Annotated in this window: 14 protein-coding genes; 4 read left to right on the forward strand and 10 right to left on the reverse strand. The window is 67.3% G+C overall.

What is annotated here, in order from left to right:
• The first annotated feature begins 96 nt into the window (after positions 1 to 96).
• The gene (locus C5O27_RS22215) at positions 97 to 1,404 is read left to right on the forward strand and encodes an ISL3 family transposase (protein ID WP_127963701.1); all 1,308 of its coding nucleotides are present in this window, start codon (positions 97 to 99) and stop codon (positions 1,402 to 1,404) included.
• A gap of 14 nt (positions 1,405 to 1,418) precedes the next feature.
• Here the strand turns inward: C5O27_RS22215 and C5O27_RS22220 are convergent, their stop codons facing one another.
• From C5O27_RS22220 to C5O27_RS22245, 6 genes are all read right to left on the reverse strand, one after another.
• Positions 1,419 to 2,564: a glycosyltransferase gene (locus C5O27_RS22220; RefSeq protein WP_127963702.1), complete on the reverse strand. Its 1,146-nt coding sequence runs from the start codon at positions 2,562 to 2,564 to the stop codon at positions 1,419 to 1,421.
• A 14-nt stretch (positions 2,565 to 2,578) separates the two neighbouring features.
• Positions 2,579 to 3,805, reverse strand: coding sequence for a lipopolysaccharide biosynthesis protein (locus C5O27_RS22225; protein WP_244216558.1), 1,227 nt, complete (start codon positions 3,803 to 3,805; stop codon positions 2,579 to 2,581).
• Complete coding sequence (locus tag C5O27_RS22230) at positions 3,802 to 4,968, reverse strand: glycosyltransferase (protein WP_127963704.1); 1,167 nt, start codon at positions 4,966 to 4,968, stop codon at positions 3,802 to 3,804. Before C5O27_RS22230 ends, C5O27_RS22225 begins: the two co-directional genes overlap by 4 nt.
• Complete coding sequence (locus C5O27_RS22235) at positions 4,968 to 5,594, reverse strand: acyltransferase (RefSeq protein WP_127963936.1); 627 nt, start codon at positions 5,592 to 5,594, stop codon at positions 4,968 to 4,970. Before C5O27_RS22235 ends, C5O27_RS22230 begins: the two co-directional genes overlap by 1 nt.
• Before the next feature lie 8 nt (positions 5,595 to 5,602).
• Positions 5,603 to 6,748 (reverse strand): glycosyltransferase, encoded by a 1,146-nt coding sequence (locus tag C5O27_RS22240; protein ID WP_164905340.1) that lies wholly within the window; start codon positions 6,746 to 6,748, stop codon positions 5,603 to 5,605.
• A 204-nt stretch (positions 6,749 to 6,952) separates the two neighbouring features.
• Positions 6,953 to 8,020 (reverse strand): cellulase family glycosylhydrolase, encoded by a 1,068-nt coding sequence (locus C5O27_RS22245; protein WP_127963706.1) that lies wholly within the window; start codon positions 8,018 to 8,020, stop codon positions 6,953 to 6,955.
• Positions 8,021 to 8,241: 221 nt separating this feature from the next.
• On the opposite strand from C5O27_RS22245, the gene C5O27_RS22250 reads away from it, so the two are divergent.
• From C5O27_RS22250 to C5O27_RS22260, 3 genes are read left to right on the forward strand one after another with little or no spacing between them, the layout of a single operon-like run.
• Complete coding sequence (locus C5O27_RS22250; protein WP_127963707.1) at positions 8,242 to 9,237, forward strand: GDP-mannose 4,6-dehydratase; 996 nt, start codon at positions 8,242 to 8,244, stop codon at positions 9,235 to 9,237.
• Positions 9,234 to 10,223 carry a GDP-mannose 4,6-dehydratase gene (locus C5O27_RS22255; RefSeq protein ID WP_127963708.1) on the forward strand — a complete coding sequence of 330 codons (990 nt, stop codon included), beginning with the start codon at positions 9,234 to 9,236 and terminating at the stop codon, positions 10,221 to 10,223. The genes C5O27_RS22250 and C5O27_RS22255 overlap by 4 nt, the downstream gene beginning before the upstream one ends.
• Positions 10,220 to 11,746: a sugar transferase gene (locus C5O27_RS22260; RefSeq protein ID WP_164905341.1), complete on the forward strand. Its 1,527-nt coding sequence runs from the start codon at positions 10,220 to 10,222 to the stop codon at positions 11,744 to 11,746. Before C5O27_RS22255 ends, C5O27_RS22260 begins: the two co-directional genes overlap by 4 nt.
• Here C5O27_RS22260 and C5O27_RS22265 read toward each other — a convergent pair.
• The 4 genes from C5O27_RS22265 to C5O27_RS22280 are packed head-to-tail and all read right to left on the reverse strand — an operon-like array spanning position 11,740 to position 16,359.
• On the reverse strand, positions 11,740 to 12,642 hold the full coding sequence (locus C5O27_RS22265; protein WP_127963709.1) for a sialate O-acetylesterase: 903 nt from the start codon (positions 12,640 to 12,642) through the stop codon (positions 11,740 to 11,742). The two genes, C5O27_RS22260 and C5O27_RS22265, sit on opposite strands and share 7 nt — an antisense overlap.
• A 5-nt stretch (positions 12,643 to 12,647) precedes the next feature.
• On the reverse strand, positions 12,648 to 13,871 hold the full coding sequence (locus C5O27_RS22270) for a lipase family protein (protein ID WP_127963710.1): 1,224 nt from the start codon (positions 13,869 to 13,871) through the stop codon (positions 12,648 to 12,650).
• Positions 13,871 to 15,133, reverse strand: coding sequence for an acyltransferase family protein (locus C5O27_RS22275; RefSeq protein ID WP_127963711.1), 1,263 nt, complete (start codon positions 15,131 to 15,133; stop codon positions 13,871 to 13,873). Before C5O27_RS22275 ends, C5O27_RS22270 begins: the two co-directional genes overlap by 1 nt.
• On the reverse strand, positions 15,130 to 16,359 hold the full coding sequence (locus C5O27_RS22280) for a lipase family protein (protein WP_244216559.1): 1,230 nt from the start codon (positions 16,357 to 16,359) through the stop codon (positions 15,130 to 15,132). The genes C5O27_RS22275 and C5O27_RS22280 overlap by 4 nt, the downstream gene beginning before the upstream one ends.
• Between the last annotated feature and the right edge of the window lie 8 nt (positions 16,360 to 16,367).

The following is a 16,367-nucleotide window of genomic DNA, read 5'->3' on the forward strand; positions in this document are numbered from 1 at the left end:
GCGGGGTGTGGGCGGTGAGCCTGGAGATTTAGGCGGGTCCTGCGGTGTGAGGATGAAAGCTCTCACACACCCACCCGGACACCAACAGGACCCACGTTGCAGCGTAGCGCTATTGCCGACACCATCTGCCGCACCATCGAGCTCGGGGTGACGATCACCGACGCAGCCCTCGACGGCGAGGACCGCACCCACGTGTTCTGCCAGGTCCTGGCCCCTCAGGATGGGTGTCCCAGGTGCGGGCAGGCCGGTCGGCTGCGTGACCATGTGGATCGGGAGGTCGCGGATCTGCCGATCGTCGGGCATCCGACTCGTCTGCACGTGAAGGTGCCGCGTTACGCCTGCACCAACGCTGGGTGCGCCACGTCGGTGTTTCGGGCCGACATCAGCTCGATCGTGGCTCCGCGAGCCCAGGTCACCCGCCGCACCACTGCTTGGATCATGCGGCGAATGATTGTCGACAAGATGAGCGTGTCGGCGGTCGCGGCCTCGGTCGGGTTGAGTTGGAACACCGTCAACACCCTGGCCCTGGATGCGGCCCACACCCTGGCCTCGGCGCCGGCCCGTCTGGCTGGTGTCCGAGTTCTCGCGGTCGACGAGCACAAGTGGAAACATGTTCGCGGCACGGGTAATTCGAGTTTCGTGACCGTGTTGGTCGACCTCACCCCGGTCGTGGACGGGACTGGCCCAGCCAGGTTGTTGGACATGGTCGCCGGCCGATCCAAGGCCGCCCTTGCCGACTGGCTCGGTGCCCGCGATCAGTCGTTTCGTGACCGCATCCGGGTGGTGGCGATGGATGGGTTCACTGGGTATCGCACCGCCACCGCCGAAGCGCTCGAGAAGGCGCGGCCGGTGATGGATCCGTTCCACGTGATCCATTTGGCAGCGCAGAAGCTGACGTTGTGTCGTCAACGCGTGCAACAGGATACGTGCGGGCACCGGGGTCGGTCCGGGGATCCGCTGTTCGGTATCCGCCGCACCCTGCTGACCCGCATCGGGTTACTCACCGACAAGCAGAAGACCCGGCTGCGCTCGGGTCTGGAAGCCCACGAGGACCATCTCGCCGTCGCGATCAGCTACGCGATCTACCAACAGTTGATCGAGGCCTACGACCAGGAACGCAAGCGGGACGGGAAGGTCTTGATGTACAAGGTCCTCAAGAAGATCCACACCGGCCTGCCGGCCGGTCTGCTCGAACTCGCCCAGCTCGGCCGCTCGTTGTGGGCCCGACGTGCCGAGATCCTGGCCTACTTCGACACCGGCGCCTCCAACGGGCCCGTTGAAGCGATCAACGGCCGCCTGGAACACCTGCGTGGCATCGCCCTGGGCTTCCGCAACCTCAACCACTACATCTTGCGGTCACTCATCCACTCCGGCGGCCTGGCAGAACGCCTACACGCACTCTGAATCAGGAAGAGCCGTCAATGGTCGACCGGAACCGGTCCACGACTCAGAAGTGTTTCGACGGCCCGGTGTGGAATACGCCGCTCCCAGCGATCTGCGTTCGCATCGAAAATCCGCGCGCCCTCTTTTCGCGCCAGCTCGGCGTCGAGCAGAAATGCGCGTGCACGTTCGACGAACTCGTCGGGATCGTCGTAGGCGGTCAGTCCGAAGACCGGTTCGAGCGACCCGATCGCCGCGGTGGTCCCGACCACTGGCAGACCACGGCTGGCGGCATCGAGGAGCTTCACGCGGACACCGCCCCCGGTCCGGATGGGTGCGACGAGCGCACGGCAGGTGCCGAGGAACGCGTCGAGGTCTTCGACGAAGCCGACGTCTCGGACGCCCGCGGGCAACGGCGGCGGTGTCGCGCCGGGCTTGGGTGCGCCGATGATGCACAGCTCTGCGTCGGGGATGCCGTCGGAGATACGCGGCCACAGCCGCAGGATCTCCAGGAAGCCTTCCTGATTCGGCGGCCAGTCCCGGGTACCCATGAACACGAGCCGCGGGATCTCGGCGTCGCCGCCGGCCCGCTCTCCCGGCGGCAGGGTCAGATCGATCCAGCGGGCGGTGGAACATCCGCGGTCCCGGTAGAACTGCGCTTCCTCGAGGTCGTAGGTGCCGATCGCCGACGCTCGGCGGGAAACGCGGAGTTCGTCGGCCAGGATGCGCGGCGCCTCGAATGTCCCGGGCAGCCCGCGCGTGAGTCGCCACACCAATGACTCGGAGTTGACCGTGTTGATGACCAGTTCGCTGCGATCGACCTGCGTCGAGCGCAGATACGACTCGGCCATGTACGAGTGCTCGGCGAGGAAGACGTCGCTGTCGAGTTCGTCAAGAGTTCTGACCAGATCGTCGGTGTCGAACCGGGTGTGGCAGACGCTGCGCCGGGTCCGCACACTGTTGCCGACGAGCGCCGGGAGCCGAACGGGCGGCTTCGGCACTCGGATCACCCTGCCGTCGGCCGAGATCCGCGGAGCGTCACCGGTGGTGAGATGGTTGGACAGGCACACCGCACGCAGGTCGAACGAGTCCGCCGCGATGTCAAAGATCACCCGCGCCAGCGCCACGTCGCCGCCGTGGTCGTTCTCGATGTCCTTGGCCATCATGAAGGTCACAGTGGTCATGCGCCCCACCCCTGTCATGCGGTTTCCTCTTCTCGGGTGACGAGCCCCTCGGGCCGCACCGACCGGACATAGATCGCGAACAGGATCGCGTCGGTCACCACCGAAGCGATCGCCGCCCCGACGGCACCGAAAACTGCCAGCGCACCGACCAATCCGAGCTTGACCGGGACCAGTGCGGCGGCTGCCGCGCTGCGCACGATGTCACGACGCTGCACGTAGAGAACCGTGGTCAGCACGTTGTTCATGACGCGCAGCCCGACGAACAGTGAGATCACCACCAGCGCCCAGGCGAGTTCGGATGAATACGGGGTGGCCAGCAGCGCGAATCCCGCCGCCATCACGAGCGCCGAGGTCGCCGCGGCCATGATCACGACGTGTTTGACCGGTGGACCCGCGGCAACCGCGCCGCCGGCCGCACGAAGTTGCTCGTGGTAGGTCCCGGCCAGCGACATCCCGACCTGGCCGGCCGCCCAGCCGACCGTGCTGGCGATCGCGAAGTATCCCGCCACATCGGCATCGGTCACCGCACCCAGCAACAGGATGTCGCCCTGCATGTAGAGCGCGTTCGCGAGATGTTCGCCGGACAGGATCGCAATCAGACGAGCCGAACCCGGGACACCGGGACGGTGGCGCGGGACGAAGGTCGCGGCGTAGAGGCCGATGACGACATACGGTGCGAGATAACAGAAGCTGGCCGTCTCGAGGTCCGCCGACGGCGCGAACTGGAGATAGCCGACGGCCAACGCGATACTGACGACCTGCCGGGTGGTGTCGAAGCGCATCACCCGGTCGGGGTGACCGTCGCGCAGGGCACGGCTCTTGACCGCGTTGAACGCGATCTCACCGCCCGCGACGATCAGCGCGAACCACACCAGATACGGTGCCGCCAGGCACAGCGCGCCGACGACCATGAAGCCGAGCCCCAACAGGATTCGGGTCAACCGCTCCGCCGCGAATGCGTCCTCGGCTTCACGGATGGCGCGTACCGCAAACGGATTGTCCAGGGGCGCAGCGATGATCGCGCCGAGTGCGAAAGCCATGGCGTACTGGCCGTAGGCGCCGATGCCGAGGTGGAAGGTCAGCGCAACCGTCCACCCCAGGCCTGCGGCACGTCCACCGTAGGTCCAGGCGGCGGCGACGAGCGCCTTGATCACGTGGCGTCGGTTGTCGACGGGCAGTGCCTGCACCCCGGTTTCGGTCACGCCGGTCTCGGTGGCGCCGGTCTCGGTGGCGCCGCTCATGCCCGGCACACCGACCTCGCCCAGGTGTCGAGGTAGGTTTCGACGACCTCGTCCGGCTCGCGCACCTCACGCATCGCCCTGAGCGACTCGGCCATGGCGGACAGACGTTCTCGCGATCCGACGAGCTCCGCGGCCGCCGCAGCCAACTCCCCGACCGTCTCGTCGGCGGTTCGCACGTCGTCGTCGACGACGTGGACACCGCCTTCGGTCCGGAGTTCACCGAGCGCGCCGTGTCCCGTGCACACGACCGGGGTGAGATGGGCGATGGCGTCGGTGACGACACTCGACCCGGGGAACGCTTCGCCGTACGGACTCCGCGCGCCGTACGGGACGACGAGTGCCCGGATGGAGGAGAAGTAGGCGGGAAGGTCCGCGTCGTGGATCCCGCCCAGGATCTCCACCCCGTCGATCGCGGGCAGCGATTCGGTCCCGCGCCCGGCGATGCGGATGACGATGTCGTCGGGAAGCAGGCTGCGGAGTCGTTCGACGTGCTCGAAACCCTTTCCGCGATAGACGAGTCCGAACAACCCGACCGCTTTCGGACGATCCGGCGCGGAGACCACCTCACCGCGGCTCCACACCGGCATGTGCGCATGGCGCACCGTGGTGTCGGGGTAGGCGCGCAGCAAGGACCGCGCCCCGGCATCACTCATCGCGAAGAGGGTGCGGTTTCCGACCACCTGCCGCTCGATCGCCCGCGAGAGCGGCCGGAGCGGGAAGTGCACGGCGTGGTTGAGGAGCTTGCGCTGCCCGAGGAACGCGACGCGGCCGGGCCACCAGACAAGTCCGGGCGGGTCGTGCACGGTCGCACTGACCAGAACGTTCGGCCGCTTCCGCTCGAGTCCGGCGGTGGGCCAGAAGGATTCGACCGAGCCACCGGAGAACTCACCGTGCACGACGACCGGGCGGCCGTTCGCGGCGTCGACGAGTTCGATGATCTCCCGGCGCCGGGCGCGCAGTTCCGTCACCGTGTCGGTACCCGGCCGGGGGTGCCGCACCTCGTGGAAGTCGGCGACCCGACGCCGCAGGATGTCCGCGAAGACCTCTGAGTAGGCCCCGACACCGCCCGCGCTCCGTTCGGCGGCGACGTACACCAGGCGTGTCCCGTCCAGTCTTCTCGTCCCGGGTTCCCCGACCGAACCCGCCGTCACCTGGCCGGCCATCAGTAGAAGAGCGGCCGGTACTTCGGCCGGTAGCGCAACGCCGACTCGGGTCGCTTCGAGATCGTCTTGGCCGGCACACCGCCGACGATGTCGAGATCGGCGACATCCTTGCTGACGCACGCGCAGGCAGCGACGACGGCACCGCGTCCGATGCTGACGCCGCTGACGATGGTGGCGCGGCTCGCGATCCAGGCGTGGTCACCGATGTACACCGGTTCGAGGACGGCCGCGAAGTCCGGACTCGCCGGGTCGTGCTTTCCGGCGATGATCTGGGTGTCACTGGCGATCACGACGTTGTCGCCGATGCAAATGCCCGATCGCGCGTCGAACAGCACCCGGAAGCCGATCGAGCAGGCCTCGCCGATCCGGATCTGATCGATGTCGAAGACCTGGCACCCGCGCAGGATCGAGGTGTCCTTGCCGATCTTCGCGCCGAAAGCGCGGAGGAAGCCCTGTCGGACGGTGTGCGACGGGATGAATGTGACGATGTTGTTGTACAGCAGGATTCCGACCCGGTTCTTCGCCTTCGCGATCGTCGAGATCTCGGTGAACGTGTACCGCGGGTGGAAATCCGCACGCTGCGGGACGGTCGGTCCGGCGGGTCCTGCCTCCGGCGGTGTCGTCATTTCGGTACTCACGTTCGCTCTGCCTCCCTCGCGACCACGGCCTCGGACACGCGGTTCTTGATCTCCTTGATGAATCTCTCCTCGCCGAAGTGGGCGACATGCGCCTTGATCTGTTCGGCATCCCAGTCGCGCCTCGCGATCTCGGCGACGGCGGACCGGATGCTGACCGGGTCGGGGGCGTCGAAGAACACTCCGTTGACGCCGTCGGCGATGGTGTCGAGGAAACCGCCCCAGCGCAGTACGGCGCACGGCTTGCCCCGCATGCCGCCCTCTAGTGGCGTCAGTCCGTAGTCCTCGTAGCTGGCCGCGACCACGGCGGTGCAGTTGTCGTACAGCCAACCCATCTCGGCGTCGGTCAGGTCGCTCAGCATCGTCACGTTCGCGGGCTTGGTTGCGCGCAACTGCTCGGCCTCTGGACCGCGACCCACGACCACCAGATGATCGTCCGTACCACGGAAGGCGTCGATCACCGCGTCGACGTTCTTGTACGCCAGCAGGCGTGAGATACACAGATGGAACGGGCGTACCGGAATGCCGTCGGGCGCATCCGCCATCCCGGACGGCGCCAGGGGCGGGAGCACCGGCGCGGAGACCACCGTCGAATCGAGTCCGTAGGTCGCCTCGATGCGGTCGCGGACCGCACTCGAGATCGCCAGGTAGCGGTCGCACTCGAGCGCGGCCGACCGGTCCCAGCGGCGTAGTGCCGGTCCGAGGAGTCGGATTGCGAGTTTTTTGACGGCACTGGAGGACTCACCGAGGTAGACATCGGTCTGATAGAGCCAGCGCGCCGGCGAGTAGCAGTAGACGAGCTTGTACCCGGAGGTGTCGAAGCCGTGCGCCCAGCCACTCGAACTCACCACCACGATGTCGGCGTCGATGCGCATCCGCGAGGCCGCGAACGGGAGTACCGGCAGTGCCGAACGATGGTCGGTACGCAGTGCCGCAACACGATTCACCGGTGAGGTGATGATCGTCTTGTCCCGGAACTCGTCATAGGTCTGATCCGGCTCGTACAAGAGCGTGTAGATAGGGGCATCCGGGAATGCCCTGCTGAGGGACAGGACGACCTTCTCCGCCCCGCCCCGCTGAGTCAGGTAGTCGTGGGCGATCGCCACTCTCGGCATCTTCTCCACGACGAGCCCAGCATCCATCATGTGCACCAAAGAACCACTTCTCCCCCCCCGACGAATCTCGAGAAGAATTCTCGTGAATGACGAGTGCACGCACTCGCGCGGACCCCGATGTCCGCTCGAAAGGAGATCGTAATGTGCAAACGCCCGCTCCGCGTGGCGTGCTCGCGATATGTGAGCTTGCCGACGCGGAACGGGCGTGAGAATGTGCCACGGACAGTGGCAGTGTCAGACCGCTCCCAGGACGCTTGCTGCGTATTTCGGGGTCCAGTCGTGTTTGTAGATGGCACCGAAGTTCTGTTCGCGATCGGCCAGATTGGTACCAGTGTCCCGGATGCTGTAGATGAACGTCGGGCCGACGAATCCCGCCGAGACGGCGAAGCCCATCACATCCGTGATCTGTTTTGCCTGTTCCCATTCCGAGACGGCGTCGGCCGCCGTACCGGTGGGAGCGCCGAGTTCGGTGAACCAGATCTTCTTCGCGCCGTCTCCGCGCGCGATCATCAGGTTCCGCACCGCCGGGATGTCGGTGACGGCGTTCTCCGGGTTGGCGTACAGGCCGCCCGGGAAGACGTACGGGTGCATCGCGAGCGCGTCGAAGTTGCCCTTGGCGCCGGCGTTGTACATCGCGGTGGCGAAGTTGGGCGGTGAGTTCCACCCGCCGGAACGGGCCAGACCTGCGGCGATGACGGTGGAACCCCACTGCGCCGACTTGATGGTGCTGTAGGCGGCCTTCAGGAGGGAGGTGTACCGAGCGGCGTCGACCGTCCACCCGAAGAAGATGGGCAGATTCGGCTCATTCCAGATCTGGTAGTTCGTGACCTTGCTTCCGTACCGCGCGATGAATTTCTTCAAGAAGGCGCTCAGGTCGGAATTGTTCGTGGGCGGGGCGGTGAAGAAGGTTCCGGCCGGACGGGACCACGGCGGCGAGGACACCACGTTCGCGAGGACCTTGAGCCCGCGGGCGCGCGCCGCATCGATGATCCGGTCCGGGGTGGACCAGTTGTAGGAGTTCTTGGTCGCCTCGATCGAGTTCCAGTCGACCGTGACCCGCAGCCAGGTCGCCTTGGTCCGCATCACCGCGTCGAGTTCGCGGCGGAGGTCGGCATCGTTGAGCCACAACAGTCCTGAACCTCCGGCGAAGCCGAACCCGGCCGTGGTGACGGGGACCGCCGCCTCGGTGGGGCCGGCAGCGCTTCCGGAACCCAGCCAGCCCGGGGAGGCGGGGGCAGAGTTGGCGGATCCGGCGACACTTCCACCGATCGCGACCCCGAGCACCAGAGAGATGCTCACCACAAAGGCAGAGAGGAAATGGGTTCTCGAAAGGCGGAAGTGCCGGGATGATCGTATTCTCATGGCGCAGAGAATACCGCCAAGTTCGGGGACCCACATGGGTTGCGGCTCTGGACTCGGTTGTGTTCGCGGGTTTTACATGCTCTGGTCGGGGAATCAGAGCATGTTCGAAAGTCGGTGAAACGACACAGATGTCGTTCGCCTCACACGGGGGAGAATTGTCGATGAAATCTGCATTGATCACCGGTATCACCGGACAGGACGGCCTCTACCTTGCCGAACTCCTGCATTCGAAGGGTTACCGGGTCGTGGGACTTGTTCGGGGACAGAATAATCCGAAGGCGGATCGCCTCGCCGAATCCCATCCCTACGTCGACATCGTGAGCGGGAACCTGCTCGATCTGTCGAGCCTGATGCGGGCGATGACCTATGCGAATCCGGATGAGGTCTACAACCTCGGCGCGGTCTCATTCGTCGCCTACTCGTGGCAGAACGCACGACTCACGAGTGACGTGACCGGTACGGGCGTACTGAACATGCTCGAAGCCGTTCGTCTGCACCGGGACATGACGGGCAAGGACATCCGCTACTACCAGGCGTCGAGCTCGGAGATGTTCGGCAAGGTGCAGGAGGTGCCTCAGCGGGAGACGACGCTGCTGTGGCCGCGTTCGCCCTACGGGGTGAGCAAGGTCTTCGGACACTACATGACCATCAACTACCGCGAGTCCTACGGGATGCACGCCAGCTCCGGAATCCTGTTCAACCACGAGTCACCGCGTCGGGGCCCGGAGTTCGTGACCCGCAAGGTCACCCAGGCCGTCGCCCGCATCGCGCTCGGCACCGACGACTCGATCGCCCTGGGCAACCTGGATGCGCAGCGCGACTGGGGATTCGCCGGCGACTACGTGCGTGCGATGTGGATGATGCTGCAGCAGGACATCGCCGACGACTACGTCATCTCCACCGGCGAGACCCACTCCATCCGTGAGCTGCTCGACGTCGCGTTCAAGGTCGTGGGCATCGACGACTGGGAGCATCTCGTCCGGATCGACCCCCGCTTCTTCCGTCCCGCCGAGGTCGACCTCCTCATCGGCGACAGCGCCAAGGCCCGTGAACTCCTCGGCTGGAAGCCCGAGGTCGGCTTCACCGAGCTGATCACGATGATGGTCGAGGCTGATCTCGACATCGAATCGAAGAAGCTGGCCGGCAAGGTCGCATGACCCCGACACGTGCCCTTGTCACCGGTGCGAACGGGCAGGACGGGCACCTGCTGATCGAGGAATTGGTCACGAGGGGTTGGGATGTCGTCGCCTTGGTGCGCCCGGGCCGCGCGGTGGGTCGCGCGTCCGGCGGCAACGTGGTGATGAGCCCGGTCGACCTCGCCGACCCGGAATCGACGCGCCGCGTGATCACCGACCACGCCCCCGACCACATCTTCCACCTCGGCGCCGTGTCCTCGGTGTCGGAGAGCTGGCATGATCCGCTGACCACCGTCCGGGTGACGGCAATGTCGACCGTCGCGATCCTCGAGGCGGCGTCCGCTCTCGCCGACGTCGGTCATCACGTCCACGTCGTGAACGCCTCCAGCGCCGAGATCTTCGCCGGTTCGACGATCACGCCCCAGGACGAGACCACACCGATCGCTCCGGCGTCGCCCTACGGGGCGGCGAAGGCGTACGGCCACACCATGGCCGGGGTGGCGAGGTCGAAGGGACTGGAGGTGGCCAACGCCATCCTCTATCCACACGAATCCCCCTTGCGCTCCCCTCGTTTCGTGACCCGGAAGATCACCGCCGGGGTCGCCGCGATCGCGGCCGGCAGCACCGAGCCCCTCGTGTTGGGCAACCTCGACGCGCGGCGGGACTGGGGGTGGGCCGGCGACTACGTGTCCGCGATGATCACCCTCGCCGAGAACCGGGCCAACGACGACTACGTGGTCGCGACCGGCGAATCCCACAGTGTCGGCGAGTTCGTCGCGACCGCTTTCGAGGCGGCCGGGATCGCCGATTGGGAACACCTCGTCACGACCGATCCGTCGTTCGTACGGCCGGCAGACGGCGTCGATCTGGTGGGCGATCCCCGCAAGATCGGCGACGAGTTCGGCTGGCGACCCACGAACAGGTTCGCGGACGTGGTCGAAGCCATGGTCCAGCACGACCTCGCTCTGGTCGGCGCGGACGAAGCCAGACGGGCGGCAATCGCATGACCTCGGCTCGCGGCCCGATCCCGGCAGGCCCGGGATCGGGTTTCCCGGGCGGCCCGCGACGCCTGATCGCCGTGCGTCGTCGGCAGATGCGTTCACGGTCCTGGGTTCCGCGGTACACGAGGGCACTCCGGGTCACCGACCTGGTGGTCGTGGTCGCCTCGGTCGCCCTGGCCCAACGGCTACGGTTCGGTCCCAGTGGAGCTCTGCATTCGGCCGCGGCGGTGCACATCCCGTCGATCCTGGTGTCCGCGGTACTGGTCGTCGTCTGGATGGCCGCTCTCGCTGCCTTCCAGACCTACGACCGGCGGATCTTCGGTTCCGGCCCCCAGGAGTACAGCCGCGTCGTCACCGCGTGCTTCGCGGTGTTCGGTGGGCTGGCCATCGTCGATCTCCTGGGCGGCCTGAACATCGCTCGCGGCTACCTGGCGCTTGCGTTGCCGATGGGTACCGTCGCACTGCTGCTGGGCCGGAACGTCTTCCGGCGCCTCCTCGCCCGGGCCCGGATCTCCGGACGGCACCGCGAATCGGTGCTGATGGTCGGCGGTGTCGAGTCGGTGCGGCCGACCGTCCGCCGCCTGTCGGCCGCGGCGCCACTGGGATACGAGGTCGTCGGCGCGTGCCTTCCGCCCGGTCATCGTGGCACCGACGCGGAGATCGACGTCGATGGTGCGGCGGTGCCGATCCTGGGGGATTTCGACGACGTCCTCGCCGCCGTCGGGGCGTCGGGCGCGACGACGGTGGCGGTCACCTCGGCTGATGCCCTGGGTCATCAGGCGATGCAGGACCTGTCGTGGAATCTGCACGGGCTCGACGTCGACATGGTCGTCGCACCGGGGGTCACCGACGTGACCGGCCCCCGGATGATGTTGCGGCCGGTCGCCGGACTGCCGCTGCTCCACATCGATCATCCGCGGTACGAGGCCGCCACCCGCTTCCGCAAGGCCGCGCTCGATCGTTGCGGCGCAGCACTTCTCCTGCTCGCACTGTCCCCCGTCCTCCTGGTGGTCGCGGTGGCGGTGGTGCTCGACTCCGGCTTCCCGGTGTTCTACCGGGCCGAGCGGGTCGGGTTGGGCAACAAGACCTTCCGCATGTGGAAGTTCCGGTCCATGGTCGCCGGCGCCGACCGGATGCGGGATGAACTCGCCGGCCGCGACGCCGGTGCGGGCCTGCTGTTCAAGGTCCGCGACGATCCCCGGGTCACGCGGATGGGCAGGGTGATCCGCGCCTACAGCCTCGACGAACTCCCTCAGTTGTTCAACGTCCTCACCGGACAGATGAGCCTCGTCGGTCCGCGTCCGCCACTGCCGGAGGAGGTCGCGAAGTACGACGGCCGCGTCGCACGACGGATGCTCGTCAAGCCCGGCATGACCGGCCTCTGGCAGGTGTCCGGACGCTCCGACCTGTCCTGGGAGGAATCGGTCCGGCTGGACCTCTCCTACGTCGAGAACTGGACCATCATGCAGGATCTGACGATCCTGTGGCGCACCGCCCGCGCCGTCGTGGCGACGGACGGCGCCTACTGAGATCCGGGCACCCCGCCCACCAGGTCTCGGTAGGCCTCGAACATCGCCCGCCCCAGCACGCGTTGTCCGGCGGCATTGTAGTGGATCGTCTCCCCCGGGTTGTGCATTCCCTCCGGACCCGGCACATGGGCACACACCGCGTGCCGGTCCGGTGTGGTTGCGTGCACCGCCGCGATACCCGGGTACTTCGGATGTCCGGTGACGATCTCCTCGGGCACCATCTGGCCCAGGATGAACGGCACCTCCCCGAAGCGCCCTCGGAGACCGGTGATCAAGGCGTCGAGCCGGTCCCGGTAGACGTCGGGCGGTGTCAGCGGAACGTCGCTCTCACCCTGGTGCCACAGGATCGCCGCAAGATGTGCGCCGGTACCGGCCGCGGTGAGGGCATTGCCGATCTGCCGTACGGCGAGGTCGTACAGATTGACGCGCGCGGATCGGTTCGCCGGGTCCCAGCTGTATCCGTTCTTCTGGTGGAAGGCCGTGTCGCCGCGGGCGGACGGGACCAGCAGCACCGCATCCCCGGTGTGATCCGCGAGCAGGGATCCGAAGCTCGTCGCGAATCCGACTCCGGCACCAGGGATCTCATGCAGGAGCGGGTCTTCCGCCAGCAGGATCCGACCTCGCCGCCGTCCGCATCCCGGCCACTGGTGGACACGAGGATCAGGTTGCGGGGGAAGACCCCCCACGCCGGGCATTCCCGCACCATGCGCATTCGATTGCCCGAGAACCGCAACGACGGAGTACCGGTCGGCGGGTTCGACGACGGTGCCGGCGGCGAGCAGCCGTTTCACCGCGTCCTTGGCGCGGATGATCCGCTGGACCCGGACCGGCGCATCGCCGTGGATGCGCAGGTCGCACTCCGGGATCCGCGTCTGGTCAAGCGTCGGTTCCTGCATCGCGTTCACCTTTCCGAACAGGTCGACGACACCGGCTCCCCGGTGAAGCGGGCCGACATCCACGGCAACACGGCCGCGGCGTCCACGTCACCGTGTCCGCGGTCCTCCTGGAATTCGACGGTCACCGAATCACCGACCGCGCACGCCCGTTCGACGAACGCCGCGGTCCACTCCGAGTCGATGAACGTGTCGCGGCCGCCGTAGAGGATGTACATGGGCACCGGCGTCTCGACCACCGGAACGGCGTATCCGGCAAGGACTTCCCCCAATGCGAACGCGGACTCCGGGGTACCGGGTCCGACGTCGCGCGGTCCCAGCGCCTCGGCCGCCTCGGCCCGGCCGGCGACCGCGGGTCCCGCGCAGGCGGACAGCGTGTCCCACGCCGTGACGGCCGGGCCGCGCCGGTAGTCGTCGAGCCGGACGGCCGGATCGCGACGAGCCCACGCCTCGACGATCCACTGCAGCATGAGCTGCTGGTCGGCGGTGATCGTGCCGTCCTGTGACTTGGTGACCACGCCGGCGATGTCGGCGGCCGGCACCATCGCGGCGGCCCCGAGCATCGTCAGACCGCGTCCGTACTCCGGCGCCGCCATCGCGGCGGCCAGAACTGCTCCGCCGCCTTGTGATCCGCCGTAGGCAACCCACTTCTCGGAGGAGTAGGGCAGCACCGCCCGCAGTGCCCGGACGGAATCGATCACGTTCATACCCGCGGTCCGGGCGTCGAGATACGGGTGCACTCCCGGACTGCCGAGGCCCTGGTAGTCGGGCAGTGCCACCACGAAACCCGCCTTGACGAGACCGTGGGCGAGTTCACCGAGACCGTACATCCCGGTGGCGACGGAAGGTGCGCACGGTTCGTCGATGCCGGTGGTGCCGTGCGCGAACGCCACGACCGGCCTCGTCTGACCGGCGTCGGGTTCCGGACCGGTGACCACCAGACCACTGACAACGGTGGGTTCTCCCGAGTTCGCATCCGTGGACCAGTACGTCACCCGGATCGCGCGGACGTCGTCGAGACGTGCCGAGATCGGCAGCGAGTCGGTGTATTCGGCCGACACCACCTTCCCGGGGCCCTCGACGACCGCGAACGGCACCGGTCCGTCCGCGGGGTCCCGGACCACGTTGACGAGACGGATACCCGAGATCACCACGACCAGCATGACGGTGTGCGTCACCAGCGCGAGTGGTATCGCGATGAGGAGGGGACGACGGCGGACGAAGCCGATCATCACCGGCGCATCCTCCTGGCCACCACCATGGCGGGCTGCTCGATGTATCGATAGGTGATGCTCGCGAACACGAGGCTGACCGCGCCGACAAGCAGGACGTTGACGATGAGACCCGTCACCGAATCACCCTGCAGCAGTCCGAGTCTGCCGATCACGATCATCAGCGGGAAATGCCAGAGGTAGATGCTCAGCGAGATCCGCCCGCTGTAGTCGAGCGGCTTCCAGTCCAGTACGGTGGCGAGCCTGCCCTCCTGGCCCGCGGCCAGCGGCAGCACGATGATCAGGATGAACAGCGCGGACGACAGCGCCGTGAAGGTCGACTGATACGACGACCCGGCCGCGATCAGCAGCAGCATGATCAGCAACGACGGTACGAGCGCCACCGCCGATGCGATACGCAGGCGCCGGGCGCCCAGCACCGAGATGTGGCCGGTGGCGACCGCGACGAACGCCGCGACGGCGAGCATGCCGAAAGCGAAGTTGTCGGCGGCGGCGAAGAAGCTCCGCAGGATCACGGCGACGGCGTTGGGTCCCCAGTTCTGCTCGGCCACCGCGGTGATGCCCTGGGCCTCGGCGACCCGACCCGCGACCATCTTGCCGATCGTCCCGACCACGATCAGGATCACCGGTGGTGTCACCACGAGGATCGCGGCATGTGTTCCGAATCGCCGCCGTAGCCACCACATCGCCGTCCCGAAGAGCGGCAACGACAGGTAGAAGCCGAATTCCAGTGTCAGCGACCACGATGGGCTGATGCCTGTCTGGAGGTACTGCGGGAAGTAGGTCTGCGTCAGGGTCAGGTTGGCCAGGAGCATCCCCGGGTCGGTGATCATCCCCGTCCCGGTGTCCTTGCCGGCCTCACTCGCGACGAACTCGTTCACCACGAAACAAGCCTGGAGAACGTAGTTGGTGATGAGGAAGATCAGCAGGTACGCGGGGAACACCCGCAGCAGACGATGCGTCGCGTACGAACGGACGTCCGGCGGGGTCTCCCGGCCGCGGACCAGGCCCTTGACGTACGGCAGGTACAGCAGGAAGCCCGACAACGCGAAGAAGAAGATCAGCGCCTGTCCCAGCAACTGGAGCCCGCCGCTCGCCATCGTGTCCGGCGAGTTCTGTACGGCGACATGGACGATCAGCACCGCCCAGCACGCGATACCGCGTGGACCGTCGAGGCCGCGGATACGACCGACGGTCGGCGTCTTCTCGGGTGCGGGGACATCACCGGCGGGGACTCCCCGCCGTTCCAGGTTCTCGGTCATCCGGCTCTCTCGATCTCTGCGCATCGGTTGTAGCTCGGTTCGCCGTCGAATCGGGCGGTCAGCCAGCCCACCACCTGGCGGCCGTCGATCCCGCCGTGGTCGGCCGCGGGCTGGAACTGGGTGTGGACGGTGTCGCCGCGTGCGCAACTGCGCCTCACGGCCGCCGCTGTCCACCGCGACCGGATCAGTTCGTCCTTGCCGCCGTAGACCACGATGGTCGGCGCCGCGGCCGGCAGGTCGGGAATCGCACGTTCGCGCAACAGGTCCCGCAGTTCGGTGACCGCTTCCGGTGAGGTGGGACGGAGATCGTCGGCCGTCAGTGACTCGAGGACCTCTGCTCGTTGCGCCCCGCGGGATGCCGAACACTGGGACAGCTCGTCCCAGTGGGCGACGACCCGGGGACCGGCGAAACGACGGAGGTCCAGATCCGGGTTCTCGGCGCTCAAGGCCAGCAGCAGCCAGTTGTACAGCCCGTACTGTTCGACGGTCATCTTCCCGGTCGCGGCGAGGTCGGCGAGCCCGGACACGTCGGAGGCCGGCGACAGTGCGGCGACACCGACGAGGTCGAGCTCGCCACCGTAGGTTTCGGCCAGCGCGTTGGCGGCCCAGGCCGCCTGTCCGCCTTGCGATCCGCCGAGGGCTCCCCATCGGGTCCCGGTCTCCGGGACGAGGTACCGTGCCGCGCGGACGGCGTCGATCACGTTGCGCCCGGAGGTGCGCGCATCCAGATACGGGTGCGTCGGGCGCTGTTCGTCGGGATCGCCGAGGCCCTGGTAGTCCGGGACTGCGACGACGTAGCCCAGCTGGAGCCAGCTTGCGGCGGCGACTGCGAGGTCACCCAGGTCGGACTTGAGCGTGACGCCGCATTCGCCGAGCACACCGCTCGTTCCGTGCGGCAGGACTATGACCGGACGTCCGCCCTCCGGCGCCGGACCCTTGGGCGCGAAGAACGCTCCCCACACCTCGGTCTCCTCACCGGTCCGACCGTCGGTCGACACGTACTTGACACGCAGCGCCAGTTGCGAATTCGCACGGACACGTCGGTCGAGCAGCGGCATCGTCTCGGCTGCCCGCAACGCGCCGGGGCCGGCGCCGGCCGTGTTGACCCGATACTCGACGCCACCCGCACCGGTCGTCGGGGCCGGTTCGTCGGCGTCCGATGAACAGCCGGCGACGGCGATCGCCGCGGCCAGCAGTACGGTCGTCAGCCTGACGCGCCCGGTCATCCTCGTCC

Source organism: Gordonia alkanivorans, from assembly GCF_004011905.1.
GTDB classification, from domain to species: domain Bacteria; phylum Actinomycetota; class Actinomycetes; order Mycobacteriales; family Mycobacteriaceae; genus Gordonia; species Gordonia alkanivorans.

Excerpts from the sequence above, each read along its gene's own strand:
- C5O27_RS22220 (WP_127963702.1), bottom strand. The coding sequence starts at position 2,564 with ATGACCACTGTGACCTTCATGATGGCCAAGGACATCGAGAACGACCAC.
- C5O27_RS22225 (WP_244216558.1), bottom strand. The coding sequence starts at position 3,805 with ATGAGCGGCGCCACCGAGACCGGCGCCACCGAGACCGGCGTGACCGAA.
- C5O27_RS22230 (WP_127963704.1), bottom strand. The coding sequence starts at position 4,968 with ATGGCCGGCCAGGTGACGGCGGGTTCGGTCGGGGAACCCGGGACGAGA.
- C5O27_RS22235 (WP_127963936.1), bottom strand. The coding sequence starts at position 5,594 with ATGACGACACCGCCGGAGGCAGGACCCGCCGGACCGACCGTCCCGCAG.
- C5O27_RS22240 (WP_164905340.1), bottom strand. The coding sequence starts at position 6,748 with ATGATGGATGCTGGGCTCGTCGTGGAGAAGATGCCGAGAGTGGCGATC.
- C5O27_RS22250 (WP_127963707.1), top strand. The coding sequence starts at position 8,242 with ATGAAATCTGCATTGATCACCGGTATCACCGGACAGGACGGCCTCTAC.
- C5O27_RS22255 (WP_127963708.1), top strand. The coding sequence starts at position 9,234 with ATGACCCCGACACGTGCCCTTGTCACCGGTGCGAACGGGCAGGACGGG.
- C5O27_RS22260 (WP_164905341.1), top strand. The coding sequence starts at position 10,220 with ATGACCTCGGCTCGCGGCCCGATCCCGGCAGGCCCGGGATCGGGTTTC.
- C5O27_RS22265 (WP_127963709.1), bottom strand. The coding sequence starts at position 12,642 with ATGCAGGAACCGACGCTTGACCAGACGCGGATCCCGGAGTGCGACCTG.
- C5O27_RS22270 (WP_127963710.1), bottom strand. The coding sequence starts at position 13,871 with ATGATCGGCTTCGTCCGCCGTCGTCCCCTCCTCATCGCGATACCACTC.
- C5O27_RS22275 (WP_127963711.1), bottom strand. The coding sequence starts at position 15,133 with ATGACCGAGAACCTGGAACGGCGGGGAGTCCCCGCCGGTGATGTCCCC.
- C5O27_RS22280 (WP_244216559.1), bottom strand. The coding sequence starts at position 16,359 with ATGACCGGGCGCGTCAGGCTGACGACCGTACTGCTGGCCGCGGCGATC.